The 15,315-nt window shown below is 41.7% G+C and carries 14 protein-coding genes; 8 read left to right on the forward strand and 6 right to left on the reverse strand.

All coding sequences use genetic code 11. The annotated features are described in order from the left end of the window. Nucleotides 1–63: 63 nt before the first annotated feature. Both MIC7126_RS0116325 and MIC7126_RS0116330 read right to left on the reverse strand, forming a co-directional pair. Nucleotides 64–672, reverse strand: a complete 609-nt coding sequence (locus MIC7126_RS0116325) for a hypothetical protein (protein ID WP_017654236.1) — start codon at nt 670–672, stop codon at nt 64–66. Between the two features lie 167 nt (nt 673–839). Then, entirely contained in the window at nt 840–1,424 is a 585-nt protein-coding gene (locus MIC7126_RS0116330; RefSeq protein ID WP_026100312.1) for a thylakoid membrane photosystem I accumulation factor, read from the reverse strand. Between the two features lie 352 nt (nt 1,425–1,776). Here MIC7126_RS0116330 and MIC7126_RS0116335 point away from each other — a divergent pair, with 352 nt between their 5' ends. Beyond that, nucleotides 1,777–3,114: a Mur ligase family protein gene (locus tag MIC7126_RS0116335; RefSeq protein ID WP_026100313.1), complete on the forward strand. Its 1,338-nt coding sequence runs from the start codon at nt 1,777–1,779 to the stop codon at nt 3,112–3,114. A gap of 68 nt (nt 3,115–3,182) precedes the next feature. Here MIC7126_RS0116335 and MIC7126_RS0116340 read toward each other — a convergent pair whose 3' ends face one another. Then, nucleotides 3,183–3,962, reverse strand: a complete 780-nt coding sequence (locus MIC7126_RS0116340) for a hypothetical protein (protein ID WP_017654239.1) — start codon at nt 3,960–3,962, stop codon at nt 3,183–3,185. 421 nt (nt 3,963–4,383) lie between these two features. Between MIC7126_RS0116340 and MIC7126_RS0116345 the strand changes: the two genes are divergently transcribed. After that, on the forward strand, nt 4,384–4,821 hold the full coding sequence (locus MIC7126_RS0116345) for a TOBE domain-containing protein (protein WP_017654240.1): 438 nt from the start codon (nt 4,384–4,386) through the stop codon (nt 4,819–4,821). A 648-nt stretch (nt 4,822–5,469) separates the two neighbouring features. Continuing rightward, nucleotides 5,470–6,042 carry a Crp/Fnr family transcriptional regulator gene (locus MIC7126_RS0116350; protein WP_017654241.1) on the forward strand — a complete coding sequence of 191 codons (573 nt, stop codon included), beginning with the start codon at nt 5,470–5,472 and terminating at the stop codon, nt 6,040–6,042. A gap of 195 nt (nt 6,043–6,237) precedes the next feature. On the opposite strand, the gene MIC7126_RS0116355 is transcribed toward MIC7126_RS0116350, so the two are convergent. Beyond that, nucleotides 6,238–6,753: a DUF29 family protein gene (locus MIC7126_RS0116355; protein ID WP_017654242.1), complete on the reverse strand. Its 516-nt coding sequence runs from the start codon at nt 6,751–6,753 to the stop codon at nt 6,238–6,240. Between the two features lie 128 nt (nt 6,754–6,881). Beyond that, nucleotides 6,882–7,166 carry a DUF427 domain-containing protein gene (locus MIC7126_RS0116360; RefSeq protein WP_017654243.1) on the reverse strand — a complete coding sequence of 95 codons (285 nt, stop codon included), beginning with the start codon at nt 7,164–7,166 and terminating at the stop codon, nt 6,882–6,884. Nucleotides 7,167–7,258: 92 nt separating this feature from the next. Between MIC7126_RS0116360 and recQ the strand changes: the two genes are divergently transcribed. The 4 genes from recQ to MIC7126_RS0116375 all read left to right on the forward strand — a co-directional run bounded on the left by recQ (nt 7,259) and on the right by MIC7126_RS0116375 (nt 12,834). Further along, on the forward strand, nt 7,259–9,421 hold the full coding sequence (gene recQ / locus MIC7126_RS0116365; RefSeq protein ID WP_017654244.1) for a DNA helicase RecQ: 2,163 nt from the start codon (nt 7,259–7,261) through the stop codon (nt 9,419–9,421). A 586-nt stretch (nt 9,422–10,007) separates the two neighbouring features. Beyond that, the gene (locus tag MIC7126_RS30515) at nt 10,008–10,175 is read left to right on the forward strand and encodes a hypothetical protein (RefSeq protein ID WP_154655904.1); all 168 of its coding nucleotides are present in this window, start codon (nt 10,008–10,010) and stop codon (nt 10,173–10,175) included. 190 nt (nt 10,176–10,365) lie between these two features. Beyond that, nucleotides 10,366–12,342, forward strand: a complete 1,977-nt coding sequence (locus tag MIC7126_RS0116370) for an AMP-dependent synthetase/ligase (protein ID WP_017654245.1) — start codon at nt 10,366–10,368, stop codon at nt 12,340–12,342. Between the two features lie 42 nt (nt 12,343–12,384). Continuing rightward, nucleotides 12,385–12,834 (forward strand): YlqD family protein, encoded by a 450-nt coding sequence (locus MIC7126_RS0116375; protein ID WP_017654246.1) that lies wholly within the window; start codon nt 12,385–12,387, stop codon nt 12,832–12,834. A gap of 134 nt (nt 12,835–12,968) precedes the next feature. Here MIC7126_RS0116375 and MIC7126_RS0116380 read toward each other — a convergent pair whose 3' ends face one another. Next, nucleotides 12,969–13,493: a hypothetical protein gene (locus tag MIC7126_RS0116380; RefSeq protein ID WP_017654247.1), complete on the reverse strand. Its 525-nt coding sequence runs from the start codon at nt 13,491–13,493 to the stop codon at nt 12,969–12,971. 388 nt (nt 13,494–13,881) lie between these two features. Between MIC7126_RS0116380 and MIC7126_RS0116385 the strand changes: the two genes are divergently transcribed. Continuing rightward, nucleotides 13,882–15,177 (forward strand): dihydrolipoamide acetyltransferase family protein, encoded by a 1,296-nt coding sequence (locus MIC7126_RS0116385; RefSeq protein ID WP_017654248.1) that lies wholly within the window; start codon nt 13,882–13,884, stop codon nt 15,175–15,177. The last annotated feature ends 138 nt before the right edge of the window (nt 15,178–15,315 follow it).

The raw sequence follows: 15,315 nt of genomic DNA on the forward strand, positions 1-15,315 counted from the left end.
GATACGGGATGGGGCATTTTAGCGATCGCTTACCTAATTTATCATTTTTTTTCGTGCGATCGCTTATCCAATCGGATAATTACCTGGATTCACTGCATGAATATACTCACTACCTGAGTGTGGTCTACCTCGTTTATAATGAGCTTCTTCCGGTTTTCCCCATCCCAACTGCAAAATCATTTCCAAAAAATTAGAGTTTTCCCATTTCCATAAACTAGCCCATTCTGTTCTCTGAGCTATTCTTTCTACATCAGGTTTGAGAATTTTTTGGTGTTGTTTGCTATTATTAAAACTCAGATATAAGTCCATGCCAGTGGTGACTTCATCCCAAAAGTTGACAATAGTATTTTTCGCAGCTTTGAGAGTTTCCAAATCAATATTCAAAGCAATCAACTCACTATCAACTTTGGGATAGCGCAAAACTTGACCTCTCACACTCACTTCATGCAAAATTAAACCAGAAACATGATTTTCTTGCTGATAGTTGTGAATAGCAGCTTTAAAATCTTGATAAGCAGTAAACTTTTGCAGTCCATCTGTTCTGATAAACTGGTCAATTAAAGGATTGCCAGAGGCTGTTACTTCTAACTTCAGGCGCTCTCCTTTCAGACAAGCTTGACGCTCGGCTGCCAAAATTTGGATTAGCTCCTCGGTAGTGTAAACTTTTGACATCAGAACTCACTTTATTAGTCAATAGTCATCAGTCATCAGTCATTTTTTAGATTAACTTTTGTGACTTATAAAAACAAATATTTAATTATTATCTCTTGCCCACATAAAGAATGCCGTATCACATATCACTAAAAATTAGGGCAGACCAATTTAGTCTACCCCCAAAGTTACTTACTTAGTTCGCTGCTAAACTCGTTGAAGGCGCGCCGCTTTAATTGGGCTGTGTCAGTGCGTGGTAATAAATTAAACATTTCTCTAAATCTGTCGTCGATTGCCTCAAAGGGTACTTGACCTTGCTGATTTAAGACTACCTGACCTGACTGATTAAAGACTACCACTTGGGGTACAACCCCAGCGTAATAATATCCTAGTTCTGTGGGTTCATAAGCTGGTTTCGCGGGGATGGCGTCCACATTCACCGGGATAATTTCTGCTACCTTACCGTAAAATTCTTGTACCCGCGAAATGGAAATTGCATATTCTTTACTATCTTTGCTGTCATCAAGATAGAAAGCTAAAAATACGGGTTTATGCTCCGCTAGAGACTGGGCGAGTGTCTGTCTGGGAGGAACCAGTGAACCATTACCAGCATATACTACGAAAATATTCCCATCATAGTTGTCATCTTTAAGACCTGCAAATGCGGGTTGCAGATGCATAAACAATGAACAAACAACGACTACGAGTGCTTGGGAGATTAACCGTCGCCAGTTATATTTGTGCTGTAAAAACAAAAACCTGATACTTTTCATAAAGGGAAAAGAGGGGTTAGGGGTTAGGGGTTAGGGACTGGGGATTAGGGAAGGACATGAGTCTTTTACTATTTACCCTTACCCTTTTCCCCTGATAAAAGCAAGAAGTTTAGTGAACTTACTTATAGCAGTAGCCACATAGGTCAGGACATGAACTAAAGATAAAATGCTTACACGAAGCGACTTTCAACCCTATTTTCTGTTCCCTGTTCCCTGTTCCCTGCTATAAGTGTTTTCTGTTCTCTTGTGTTGATGATGGCTGGTTTTTTTGGCGAGGATTCGCTAGACTCACAGGATTAATTTAAAATTTGAGGCTATCAACTAGTAACCGCCAAAACAGTAGAGTACGAATGTGGGAAACAAAATAAAATCTCTAGATAGACTGCGACTGGGTTTCGCGGTGTCGGTGGCAAAAAGTGTGACGTTTATCGTGCGATCGCTCCGCCTTGGTGCGGCGAGTGTCTTACCAGGGTCAATTGCGCGCCGGATCGCTCCGCAACTGCTACAATTATTGAGTCAGCAAGTGAAGAATGGGATAATTCTGGTTGCTGGCACTAATGGCAAAACGACAACTTCCCTACTATTAAAAACCATACTAGAACGGCAAGGCTACCGTGTCGCCCATAACTCTACAGGAGCGAATCTAGAAAATGGCTTGATGACGGCGCTGTTAGAAGACACTAACTTAGTGGGCACGCTGAATGCCGATTTCGCAATTCTGGAAGTAGATGAGAATATTGTACCAAAGGTATTGACACCACTGCAGCCTAAAATTATTCTTTGTTTAAATTTGTTCCGCGACCAATTGGATAGATACGGCGAAGTGGATACTATTAGTAAGCGTTGGACAAAAGTAATTTCTACCTTACCAACAGAAACAATAGTTATTCCTAATGCTGATGATCCGACATTAGCATATCTCGGTCAGCAGTTACCCCAACGGGTGCGATTTTTTGGTTTGAATGAACCAGAAAAATATCTCGAAGCTATTCCCCACGCCGTTGATTCTATTTATTGTCCCAGATGTGGACACTCTTTAGATTACAAAGGGGTTTATTTATCTCATTTGGGAGATTTCACCTGTCCCAGTTGCGGTTTTAGTAAAAGTCAACCAGCCTTAGAAAGTAGGGAATGGTCACAAATTTTGGTTGGTTTGTACAATAAATATAATACTTTAGCTGCGGTGACGGCGGCGAAAGAATTAGGAGTTGATGAAACGATTATTAGGGATACGGTTAACAATTTCCAAGCTGCTTTTGGGCGCGCTGAAGATTTAACTGTTGATGGAAAAAAGGTGCGAATTCTGTTATCAAAAAACCCTGTGGGGACAAACGAAACTATTCGGGTAGTCACGCAAAGTACAGATACAACTACATTAATAGTTTTGAACGATCGCACTCCCGATGGCACTGATGTATCTTGGATTTGGGATGTGGATACTGAGAAATTAGTCGAGCGGGGAGGAACCGTAGTAGTTAGTGGCGATCGCGTTTATGATATGGCACTGCGACTGCGTTACAGCGAAAAAGCTGTCGATCCGCAATTAAACTTAATTGTACAAGAAGATTTGCGCCAAGCGATCGCCACAGCTTTAGAGCAGACACCAAATGACGAAACCCTACACATTCTCCCCACCTACTCAGCCATGTTAGAAGTGCGAGAAATCCTCACCGGGCGGAAAATTCTCTAATTATAGTAGGGAATAGGGAACTCACCTGTTCCCTGTTAAGAGTTCCTTGTTAAATCAAACCCACACATCTAAACTAAATAACTTGTATTTGGCACAATAGGAAAGAAAGCGTACTCATACCAAGCAGTCCAGATAAAACTTCTGATCCAGCGTTGGCGCTTTTCGGGAGTTAATTCATATTCAAATACCCCGCGAGATGCATCAATTGAGGAGAGATGAGAATTGCATCCGCAGCCATGTTGATAAGTAAAACCGTATTTTGCAGCTATACTTTGCACCTTCATTTGCATTGCAAAAACCTTACCCGCATGAAGTATAGCATCCCAAGAGCGCTTATGTTTAATATCGCGCTTATCAAACCTTAAAGCCCGTTCTTCAAACACATGATCTCGATAAATTGGCGCCAGATGCACATGATAAAAACTCGCTGGTAAATCATAGCCAAATTCTTGGAAAAGTTCCCATCCAATGCGAGCTACTTTTACCTCATCAGCATACTCTGCACCTTGAGATTCTAAATCTTCCAGCACAGCGGTAAAATTTGGATAGCTGGTCTTGAGCCAATCATGACCGTAAAAATCAAGAGCTTCCCAGGCTAACTTGCCAAATAGTTGAGAGAATGAAGGCTTGAGGTAATCTAATTCTGGATGTTCGTTAAATAAATCAACGTCACCCTGCTCCAACTTATATTGAAACAACTGCGCCATCTCCACATAACCTTGTGGATCAGAAATACCGACATTCGCCACACCTCTAGCGATATCCTGCCACACAGAAGGTAGTTGAGCAATGGGAACCGCATTTTCAAACGCAATTACCGTCAAATTGGGAGCTTCAATTGCCTGCATAGGATCTCCATTTAGACATTAACAGCCATATTACAATGCATCAAGTAGGCTGATCAACGTTTATTGTGTTTCATAAATCAAGACAAAAGCCGCTCAGGAGATTTCTCAAAGCGGCTTTGGGGAGTTGTTTTGGCATTCGGGCTTTATAAGCGTAACGCCCTTTGTTTAGGTATAAAGTTTCAGTATGTAACAATCTACATGTGAGTGTGGAGAGATTCCGGAAAAAATTAAAGTTTTGTCAAAACAACTTTGGCGTGTCAGATGAGTTAACTTTTTTTTGCTGATGTGTGCTATCGAGTGTGTGCGATCGCCTAATTGCAATCAAAACCCACAATGAGGGAGATTCTGCGTCATAGGATCGACACTTGATAGTATCGTACCAAAGACACAAAAAATATGTACCAAAAAAATTACTAACATCATGCCAAGAAAAGAACAAGGGTGGGTAACATTTCAAACATCAGAAGCAGAGCGGAAAATACTAGAAGAGTTCTGTAATCAATCCCAGCGCACTAAAACTGAGATTCTGCGAGAATTGGTGCGTGGTTTGGGTAAATATTCCTCCTCACCAGTGTCACCATCTACCGAACCCTTAACACAGTCAGATGCTGACGACCGAGAAATGACAACTATTAGCCCCAAAAAACCACTCAAAGTTAGTTCTCGCAATGTTCTCAAAGGAGTTGTGAAGCGGGTAATCACAGGTTCTGTGAATACTGAAGTCACCTTAGAGATTACTCATAAAGTCGAACTCACCTCTATGATTACTAAAGTTTCTGCGGAAGAGTTAGAACTGATTGAGGGAGCAGAAGCTTACGCAGTCATTAAATCTAATGATGTGGTGATTGCTAGAGAATAGAGAGCCAATTTTTTTGATTTTCTGTATGAGCGCGATTATTTGTTTGATTAATTAAATCAACCTAATTAAACATCAAAGCTTCAGGATCTAACTCCCTTCGTCTTTCTAGAGGTAGGGGAGTTAACAGTGATGTTTATTTTTATCCAGCTACCAACTTTGTATTCAATACTTAAATAATTTTCCAGCAACACCGTTGACAGAAATTCCCATGCGATCGTTTTTGGGAAGTCAGCAGAATTTTTTGCTACATAAATTAACAGTTACTTGTGGTCAATTTCGTTGCTTAGTAACGGTTTTAGTGTTTATTTAGATAAAGCGATCGTGTTAAGCAACACCAGATGTTACGCAGGTCAATAGTTTATTTTTCGCTGAATTTGACCGATTTATTGATTAATTTAATCAAACCTTCTGAGCAAAAAGGTTTTTATTTTGTTTTGTATCTGATATCACCAATAAACAAAGATGGTCGTGACCACTATTCCGATATTTACACATAGATGTTATGAGTGTTAAATCAGCAATAGCTGTAGTGTTTGTAAGTATTAAATAATCCTAAAAGCTTTTTGCTACAAGCAACATGTTTGTGGTGCATTGCTAGGATGCTTCGGCTAAATTCTACATCATTTACGTGTGTCTACCCAATCTTTTATGTATTCCAAAAATTTGTCTTATAACTCAGGTTTCAAAACCCAAATCCCCTATAGAATATTCACTAAGCGCGAAATGTTACCGCCGCGTAATGACATCCTGTGGCGGATTGAACGCGGCGCAGTTCGTACTTTAACCTGGAGTGAAGACGGTACGTTTATTACTCTGGGTTACTGGGGTTGTGGTGATTTGATTGGTTCACCTTTATCTAGAATTAAGCCTTATCAAATTGAATGTCTAACTAATGTAGAAGTTAGTATTGTTCCTCCCCATCTTTGGTATCAGGATGTCAATGCTTTGTTAACCCGCATTCAACAAGGAGAAGAACTTTTAAGTATCGTCCATCGCAAACCTATTTCTGTACGTTTATGGCAATTTTTACTGTGGTTAAGTGCTAAATTTGGTCGTGATGTGGAACAGGGTAAGCTGATTGACCTCAATGCTACCCATCAGGAAATATCTGAGGTGTTGAATACAACAAGAGTTACCATCACCCGTCTCTTACAAGAGTTTGAGGATGAAGGGAAACTAATACGCCTCAAACGCCAAATTATTTTGCGCTCTTTCCAGTAGTCTGTTGTTCAGGTGATAGAACCCTGACTTTTTAGAAAAGTCGGGGTTCTGGTTCACAATCTACTTGTGTTGGTGCAGAACACTTATACATTTGTAACCAAAGCTTAAATAAAACTTATATATGAATTTGTTTTGATATCTAATCCTATTTGCGCGGTACGAGATGGGTAGAGAAATCGCCTCTGCTCGATTGGCTCAACCTTGCTCAAACCAATTTTGACCACCTGGTAATTCTGCTAAATGACGGTCAATTATATCCGGTAGCATTTTCGGCGGACATTTATAAGTTAGTTGTAAAAGTTCTTGAGCAAAATTAAGCAATAATTCTCGATTCAGTCTTTGTGAAATTTGATGGGGTTTTAAATTACCTGCAAAAATTTCCACACTAGCTGGTCTAATTCCTATTTCTATTGCTTCTTCAATAAATTCTTGCCATTCATCAGATTTAATATAATAAGACGTTTGATTATCTTTGAGATTTAATTTAGCAATCTGAATAACTGAGTCAGAGATAGACGCAATCCAGAAGTTAGTTAAACGCTGTTCAATTTGATTTTTAATGAGATGAATACATAATCTAACTAGAAAAGCCTCGATTTTTCGCAGCGTGGCTTGTTTACTCATCCCTTCTAAATCATCAATAATTTCTAAAGCGTCTTCATACCGACCCTCTGCAATACTTTCTCTTAATTCTCTTAATTCTTGTGTCATGGATTGGAGAATTGAGCACGACGCGAATTTAGAAATAGTAGAGTGTGTTGTGCTCTCAGTTAACACGCTGTAGATTCTCAACTCTGGGTTGCGCTCTGTGACAACACACCCTACAAATATAGCGTTGACTACGCCTCGACTTTCACTCCACGCCAGAAGGCGACATAACCTTCAATATTTTTAGCTTTTTCCTTGGTGCTGGGATAGTACCAAGCGGCGTCTTTGTTGATTTGTCCATCAACTTCGATACTATAATAACTGGCAACTCCTTTCCAAGGACAAGTGGTGTGAGTCTCACTTGCTTGAAAGTATTGCTTGTTAATGGCGTCAGCGGGAAAGTAATGATTTCCTTCCACTACCACGGTTTGGTCACTTTCGGCTAAAACAGCGCCATTCCAAATTGCTTTCGGCATAAGTAAATTTGCGATTAAACTTTACACATAACATTATGATGCGGATGGCGAGCTAGCGGCTTGTGTCCCAAGGTAAACAGTGATAGTCAGTTATGCTTCAGTATCCCAATCTCGAACAAGCGCTAAAATATCACTTCGGTTATGACCGATTCCGTCCAGGACAACGACAAATTATTGAAGATGCGCTACAAAATCGGGATTTACTGGTAGTAATGCCTACTGGAGGTGGTAAATCTCTCTGTTTCCAATTACCAGCACTGTTAAAAAAAGGTTTGACGGTGGTGGTGTCACCGTTGATTGCTTTGATGCAAGACCAAGTGGAATCACTGCGGAATAATAATATTAGCGCCACCTTCTTGAATAGTAGCGTCAATGCTTACAAAGTGCGATCGCGGGAAGAAGCCATTCTCAATGGTAGAATAAAATTACTTTACGTGGCGCCAGAACGTCTCCTTAGTGAAAGATTTTTGCCATTTCTCGATTTAGTCCATCATCAAATCGGTATTTCTACCTTTGCAATTGATGAAGCTCATTGTGTTTCGGAGTGGGGACACGACTTTCGCCCAGAATATCGACAGTTAAAATCACTGCGAAAACGTTACCCTCAAGTTCCCACCATCGCGCTCACCGCCACTGCCACTGATCGCGTTCGCAGTGATATCATTCAACAATTAGGGTTAAAGCAACCAAGTATCCACATCGCCAGCTTTAATCGTCAAAATCTTTATTATGAAGTCCGTGCGAAAACCAAATACGCGTACGCCGAGTTATTAGAACTAATTCGAGAAACAGAAGGGTCAATTATTGTTTATTGTTTAACTCGCAAAAAAGTTGATGAACTAACTTTTAAACTGCAAAACGACAAAATTGCTGCCTTAGCTTATCATGCTGGATTAAATGATGAAGAACGCAGCCAAAATCAAACCCGCTTTATCCGCGATGATGTGCGGGTAATCGTCGCCACCATTGCTTTTGGGATGGGAATTAATAAACCAGATGTGCGGTTAGTAATTCATTATGACATCCCCCGCAATTTAGAGAGTTACTATCAAGAATCAGGGAGAGCGGGTAGGGACGGTGAACCGTCTCGCTGTACCATCTTTTTCAGCTTTGGAGATATTAAAACTATTGAATGGAGCATTGACCAAAAAACTGACCCCCAAGAACAATTAATCGCCAAACAACAGTTGCGTCAGATGATTGATTATGCAGAAGGCACAGACTGTCGGCGTACAATTCAACTGGGTTATTTTGGGGAAAGGTTTTTGGGAAATTGCGCTAACTGCGACAATTGTCGTGATCCCAAACCAGTGCAAGATTGGACAATTGAAGCCATGAAGTTTTTATCTTGTGTGGCGCGGTGTAAAGAAAGATTTGGTATGATGTATATTATTGATGTGTTGCGGGGTGCGAAAAGCCAGAAAATCGCTCTCAATCAACACGATCAACTTTCTACCTACGGTATCGGCAAAGATCGCACTCTTGAACAGTGGAAAATGTTAGGGCGATCGCTTTTACATCAAGGCTTACTCACACAAACTACTGATGGTTACTCCGTTTTAAAACTCAATGCTTTGAGTTGGGAAGTCATGCGCCGACAACGCCCAGTTTCTATCGCCGTTCCCGTAGCTTCAAAGCTGACATGGGAAGAAGGCAGCGCCAAAGCCGCCGAACTAGAAATATTATTACAGAGATTGCGATCGCTCCGCAAACAACTCGCCGATGAACAGTCAGTACCACCATACGTGGTCTTTCAAGATTCCACACTCAAATTAATGGCTCAGATGCAGCCCAAAACCCTCGAGGAATTCGGTCAACTCTCCGGCGTCGGGAGCCATAAACTCTCTCAATATGGTGATAAATTCTTGGCAGAAATCCGCATCTACCGTCAAGAACAAGGCATCATTGACCCAGAGGATAATTCCACTCCTCATCTGAGTCTTGGCTTACCTTCCGACACCGAGCTATTGACCTTTAATTTACATAAACAAGGTTTGAGTGTCGCGGACATCGCTCAACAACGCAATATCCGCCCCACAACAATTATTCGCCACCTCTCAGATTTAATTGAAAAAAATCAACCAGTCGATTTAAACCAGTTAATTCCCCTAGAACGCCAGCAGAAAATTTGGCAAGTTCTAGAGGTACTTGGTGATATTTCCTTGACACCAATTAAAGAGCAACTGGGCGAAAGTTACACCTACGACGAAATCCGTCTAGTTAGGGGAAAATGGCGTCGAGAACAGCGCCGATAACTCTCAAAGCCGTCTGAATGCCAAAAAATTTTTACAACTTCGCTTGCTAAATTTTGCAGCGTAGTGCTATACTTGGAGCGACGGCTTAAGTTAATTTATCCGTCATTCACGCACTAAAGACATCAGCCTTGGTAAAGCTAGGCATGTGAAAGTACTAAGCAGTGTTAGTAGTGTTACATCTAAAAAACTCATAGACGATCGCCTCCCAGTGACAAATTGTGATCGTATCCTCTAGTGTGGCTCATAAACAGTCAAATGGGGCACATTAATAGTTTTGGATTTCTTCTATCTCCTATAAGATAAACAAATAGATGCATCTATAAAATCATCACGCGTCCCTGCAAACCGTTGTAGAGACGAGGCAAAAGCAGCGTCTCTACAAGAGAAGATATCCATCATGAGTTTGTAGTCAGCCTTACCCTCTAAAGTCGATGACTACGAGCGATTCACCTGGGAAAAATTGTCTCAATTAGGAGAACACCTAGCACAAAAATCGGGACTGAACTTACATGATGGACTACCTGCCAACACATAAGCTGTACAATACGGAAAACTGGTAACAGAGAATTGAGGTAGGTTTGCACTCGTGTGTGGTGATGAACCTACTGTAAGTCGAGATTTCAACGCCAGAATCATGGATAACAGTTTCGGGAAAGCGAGACAAGCGACAGCGTTGATGAAGGTGAATAATGCTGCATCCTTTAAAGCCATAGGTAATCACCGCCGTAGGAAATTAGGTGGTCACTATTTTTAGCTGCAAGCTTAAATTAAATGATTGCTTTTAGCTTATACAAAAGTATCTTATCATAAATTTTTGTGAAGAGAATTGGGAATTTTTTCCAGATAATATACCGAGAGGGCATTGTGTATATTGAAGGAATTTATCATCACAGAAAAGCAAAATCATTTTCCCACAAATAGCATTGAATATTTAGGAATGCGTTATGTCAAAAACCTCATCTACTACTGCGGCTTTATTTACAATCAGCGAAAGAGAACGAAAAGCTTTACAAGGTTTAGCAGATTATACAAAAGTAAATTCATTACCAGAAGTTTGGCCCTTAGCAGCGCAGCGTTTTAGTAATATTGTGGCTTTGCATAACCCCCATGCTCAACCAGAAGTATTAATTACCTACGCTCAACTAGCAGCACAAATTCAACAATTTGCAGCGGGATTGCAAACCTTAGGAGTGGAAATAGGCGATCGCATTTCCTTAATTGCTGATAACAGTCCCCGCTGGTTTATAGCCGATCAAGGTATCATGACCTCTGGAGCAATTAACGCTGTACGCAGTGCTCTAGCTGAAAGAGAAGAATTACTGTTTATCATCGCTAACAGTGGGAGCACGGCGCTGGTAGTTGAAGATTTAAAAACACTGCAAAAACTACGAGCTGGTTTAAATGATTTACCCATTAAATTCATCATCTTACTAACAGATGAAGCCCCACCCGCCGATGAAACCTTACAACTGCTCAACTTTAACCAACTAATCGCCATCGGTTGTGAGCACCCTCTCAAAGCAGTTCAGCAAAATCTTCATGATTTAGCAACTCTCATTTACACCTCTGGAACCACAGGTAAACCCAAAGGTGTGATGCTTTCCCATGGTAATTTGTTGCACCAAGTCACCACCCTAGGCTCAGTAGTACAACCACATCCAGGAGATATTGTCTTAAGCATTCTTCCTACTTGGCACAGTTACGAACGCAGTGGGGAGTATTTTTTACTTTCCCAAGGTTGCACACAAGTTTATACTAACTTGCGCTCCGTTAAAAAAGATTTAAAGGAATTTAAACCGAATTACATGATCGCCGTACCCCGGTTGTGGGAATCAATTTATGAAGGAGTGCAAAAGCAGTTTCGAGAGCAACCAGCTAATAAACAACGCCTAGTCAACTTTTTGCTCGATATTAGTGACCAATATATCAAAGCGCGACGAATCGCTCAGGGATTAAGTTTAGAGCATCTTCATGCTTCGTCCTTAGAGCGCTTATTCGCCCGCATCACCGCCGCAGCACTATTTCCCCTGCATTTGTTAGGAGAAAAACTCGTCTATGCTAAAGTCCGCCAAGCCACAGGAGGACGCATCAAACACGTCATTAGCGGTGGTGGAGCCTTGCCTCGCCACATAGATAGCTTTTTTGAACTAGTTGGCATTAATATCTTACAGGGATATGGTTTGACAGAGACAGCTCCTGTTACCAATGCGCGCCGTCCCTGGCGGAACCTACTCGGTTCATCAGGGCAACCAATACCGGGGACAGAAGTTAAAATCATAGATCCGGAGACAAAAGTACCCTTACCAACTGGAAAGCGAGGTTTAGTATTGCTCAAAGGCCCCCAAATTATGCAAGGCTATTACCAAAATCCCGAAGCCACAGCCAAAGCCATTGACGCTGAAGGTTGGTTTGATAGCGGTGATTTGGGTTGGGTAACACCACAAAACGACCTAGTGCTCACCGGTAGAGCTAAAGATACAATTGTCTTAAGCAATGGGGAAAATATCGAGCCACAGCCGATAGAAGATGCTTGTTTGCGATCGCCCTACATCGATCAAATCATGGTTGTTGGACAAGACCAGCGCAGCATCGGCGCCTTGATTGTTCCCAACATTGAAGCCTTAACAAAATGGGCAGAAACTCAAAACTTGAGTTTAAATATACAAGATGCCAATTCTACCGCAGTTAACAGTCAAGAAATAAACCTGGAGAGTAAAATAATCCAGGATTTATATCGCCAAGAATTGAATCGGGAAGTGCAAAATCGTCCAGGTTATCGAGCTGATGACCGCATCGGACCCTTCAGACTGATTATCGAGCCATTTTCTATCGAGAACGGCTTGCTAACGCAAACCTTGAAAATTCGGCGACACGTCGTCACAGAACGCTATCGCGGTATTATTGACGGCATGTTTGCCTGATAAATCCACCTGCAAACTACTCAGAGTGAACGGATAATTTTTATGGATGTCTCCAAACCTCATTTACTGTTAAAGCGCGTTGTCAATGTGAAAGTCATCGTCACCCCTCTGTGGAAAGATGAAATTCAACAGCAATTACAAGCGCAGATTAACCAAACCGACCAACAATTGCAACAACTAGACATCGAAGGACAAAGAGCCATCACTGCAATTCAAAAACAGAGTTTACAACCACCAGGGCCACAGACAATTCAACAAATTGACAACATCCAACTGCAAATCAATCAAAAGAAAAGTGAGCTACTAGAACAGAAAAATCAATTTCTGCAAAACCTCCAACAAGTGCAATTTCTCGATTTAGATCAAGAAGTGAATCAATTTCAAATGGAAGGTTTTTTCCGCATCGAAACAGGTGATAACCTGATTAGCAAAACTCAAGTAGAAATTGTTCTCCGTGACGGGATTGTGGAAGAAATTCGCGGCGATATCTAATTTTGTCATCGACGCTGAATGTGAATTAACAGCCCAAACCCTGTATTTTCGCGTAGAGACGTTGCTTTGGCTTCGTCTCTACAAAATGCTTACACAAAACAACTTTCAACCCGGCTCCCTGTTCCCTGCTATAACTACTGACAGTGTTGACTTAACTGATTTTGCGGGTGGTTCCTAGATTCACAATGTCTCTGGGCCCCAGCCCAAACAATCTGCCATACAGGAGGTGAACTAACCAACAGCGATCGCCCAAAAGTAGTCATTTCTACACGATATTTAATCGCCCCAACCAGGCTATCACTCCCGTGAATTTGTGTAATCGTCACTAAAGCTTGATTGCGTTGCGGATAAACTACCTCCACCTTGCGCGTCCCCCCCAAGGATGCAATATCATCAACAGCATTCAAAGCTAGAGTCGCCGGATCGCTACCTTGGAGAGTAGAGCTAATACTCGCAAGCGGTATACTTTTATAGTTATATCGCCCCGAATCAGCTATAATATCCTGAGATATCTGGGTTGCTTCTGTCCTTTGTGGTTGGTCGTTACTAGTCTCAAAGATCGTGACAGCAGGCTGGTTCTGGGTAATGTAAACCCCAGCACTAGCGGTAGTAAAGATACTTAAGATCAAAATTAAAAACAACTTCCACTTTACTGTCATAAGATTAAGCAAGAATTTCCCGCAGGTTAGTGATCAGTTTTGAATTTTCAATTGAAGTATAACCACTAACCCTCTATCTTGTGATTGTGAGCAACACTGGTGCATCAGTGAGTGGTTACGAAGATACATAACTCATGCAAGTAGCAAAAACTCAAGTCTGGATCGACTAGTCATCGAGAATTGCTAGATATGTAGACATCAGCATCTTCCTCAGGTTCCTGGGGATGGGTCTAGGGTCAAGAGTCAAAATTTATTTTTGCTATTCCCAATTCCCCAATCTAAAATGTAAAGTCGCAAATCCAAAACCCCCAAGCCTTGATACAATTCGATCTGACAAAAGCTGTTAAAGTCCAAAAATTCGCAAAATTATTGATTCTGAAACCACCCTATGAGCATTCATGAAGTATTTATGCCGGCGCTTAGTTCCACCATGACCGAAGGCAAAATTGTCTCTTGGGTGAAGTCGCCAGGTGATAAAGTGGAAAAAGGCGAGACAGTGGTGGTTGTCGAGTCAGATAAGGCAGATATGGATGTGGAATCCTTTTATGAAGGATATCTAGCTCACATCTTAGTACCAGCTGGTGAAAGTACAACCGTAGGATCAGCGATCGCTTATATCGCCGAAACAGAAGCCGAAATCGCCACCGCCAAATCTCTGACTAATTCTGGTGGCGCAGTCGCTACCCCCACCCCTGAACCCGTTGCTACCACGGCCGCAGTGGAAACACCCACCCTCACTGCTCAAAACGGTTCTAACCACCGTGAAGGTAGGCTTGTTGTTTCCCCCCGCGCCCGCAAGTTAGCCAAAGAACTTAAAGTAGATTTAAATACACTCAAAGGTAGTGGCCCTTACGGTCGAATCGTCGCCGAAGATGTGGAAACCGTAGCTAATCAGGGTCAGCCACCTGCAGCTAAAGTAGTTGCACCACAACCATCTACACCCGCGATCTCCCCAGTTGCACCCCCACGGACAGCACCCGCTCCCACCCCAGTAGTTAGCGGTGCTACAGCCAGTCAAATAGTGCCTTTTACTACCTTCCAAAACGCCGTAGTGCGAAACATGGTAGCCAGCCTATCTGTACCTGTCTTCCGCGTGGGTTACACAATCAGCACTGATGGCTTAGACAAGCTTTATAAGCAAATTAAGTCTAAAGGCGTAACAATGACCGCCCTACTAGCAAAAGCCGTAGCGGTGACATTGCAAAAACACCCACTCATCAACGCCAGTTACTCAGATCAAGGTATTGTTCATCACTCAGACATTAACATTTCTGTAGCTGTAGCGATGGATGACGGGGGATTAATTACACCCGTGCTCAAGAATGCAGATATAGTAGATATCTATTCGCTCTCCCGCACCTGGAAATCTTTAGTAGAAAGAGCCAGAAGCAAACAACTACAGCCAGATGAATATAACAGCGGTACCTTCACCCTCTCAAACCTGGGAATGTTTGGTGTAGATACATTTGACGCCATTTTACCACCTGGACAAGGTTCAATTTTAGCGATCGGTGCATCTCGTCCGCAAGTAGCAGCCACAACCGATGGTTTATTCGCTGTGCGTCAACAAATGCAAGTGAACATTACCTCAGATCACCGGATTATTTATGGTGCTCACGCCGCCGCATTCTTACAAGATTTAGCAAAATTGATTGAGACTAATCCTCAATCTTTGACACTTTAACACAAAGCATTAACTTCTTGAACTTTCAATTTAAGACTTGGAATTGAGACACACTCCAAGTCTTTTTCTTTTAGTAACACTTTACTAACCTTCGTAAAAATACTGTGACATTAGTCTTAAATCAGACTATATTATCGA

Source organism: Fortiea contorta PCC 7126 (genome assembly GCF_000332295.1).
In the GTDB taxonomy this organism is placed as follows: Bacteria; Cyanobacteriota; Cyanobacteriia; order Cyanobacteriales; family Nostocaceae; genus Fortiea; species Fortiea contorta.

What these genes read in the sequence shown, in the direction of transcription:
- MIC7126_RS0116325 (WP_017654236.1), bottom strand. Translation starts at nt 672, where the DNA reads ATGTCAAAAGTTTACACTACCGAGGAGCTAATCCAAATTTTGGCAGCC.
- MIC7126_RS0116330 (WP_026100312.1), bottom strand. Translation starts at nt 1,424, where the DNA reads ATGAAAAGTATCAGGTTTTTGTTTTTACAGCACAAATATAACTGGCGA.
- MIC7126_RS0116340 (WP_017654239.1), bottom strand. Translation starts at nt 3,962, where the DNA reads ATGCAGGCAATTGAAGCTCCCAATTTGACGGTAATTGCGTTTGAAAAT.
- MIC7126_RS0116345 (WP_017654240.1), top strand. Translation starts at nt 4,384, where the DNA reads ATGCCAAGAAAAGAACAAGGGTGGGTAACATTTCAAACATCAGAAGCA.
- MIC7126_RS0116350 (WP_017654241.1), top strand. Translation starts at nt 5,470, where the DNA reads ATGTATTCCAAAAATTTGTCTTATAACTCAGGTTTCAAAACCCAAATC.
- MIC7126_RS0116355 (WP_017654242.1), bottom strand. Translation starts at nt 6,753, where the DNA reads ATGACACAAGAATTAAGAGAATTAAGAGAAAGTATTGCAGAGGGTCGG.
- MIC7126_RS0116360 (WP_017654243.1), bottom strand. Translation starts at nt 7,166, where the DNA reads ATGCCGAAAGCAATTTGGAATGGCGCTGTTTTAGCCGAAAGTGACCAA.
- recQ (WP_017654244.1), top strand. Translation starts at nt 7,259, where the DNA reads ATGCTTCAGTATCCCAATCTCGAACAAGCGCTAAAATATCACTTCGGT.
- MIC7126_RS0116370 (WP_017654245.1), top strand. Translation starts at nt 10,366, where the DNA reads ATGTCAAAAACCTCATCTACTACTGCGGCTTTATTTACAATCAGCGAA.
- MIC7126_RS0116375 (WP_017654246.1), top strand. Translation starts at nt 12,385, where the DNA reads ATGGATGTCTCCAAACCTCATTTACTGTTAAAGCGCGTTGTCAATGTG.
- MIC7126_RS0116380 (WP_017654247.1), bottom strand. Translation starts at nt 13,493, where the DNA reads ATGACAGTAAAGTGGAAGTTGTTTTTAATTTTGATCTTAAGTATCTTT.
- MIC7126_RS0116385 (WP_017654248.1), top strand. Translation starts at nt 13,882, where the DNA reads ATGAGCATTCATGAAGTATTTATGCCGGCGCTTAGTTCCACCATGACC.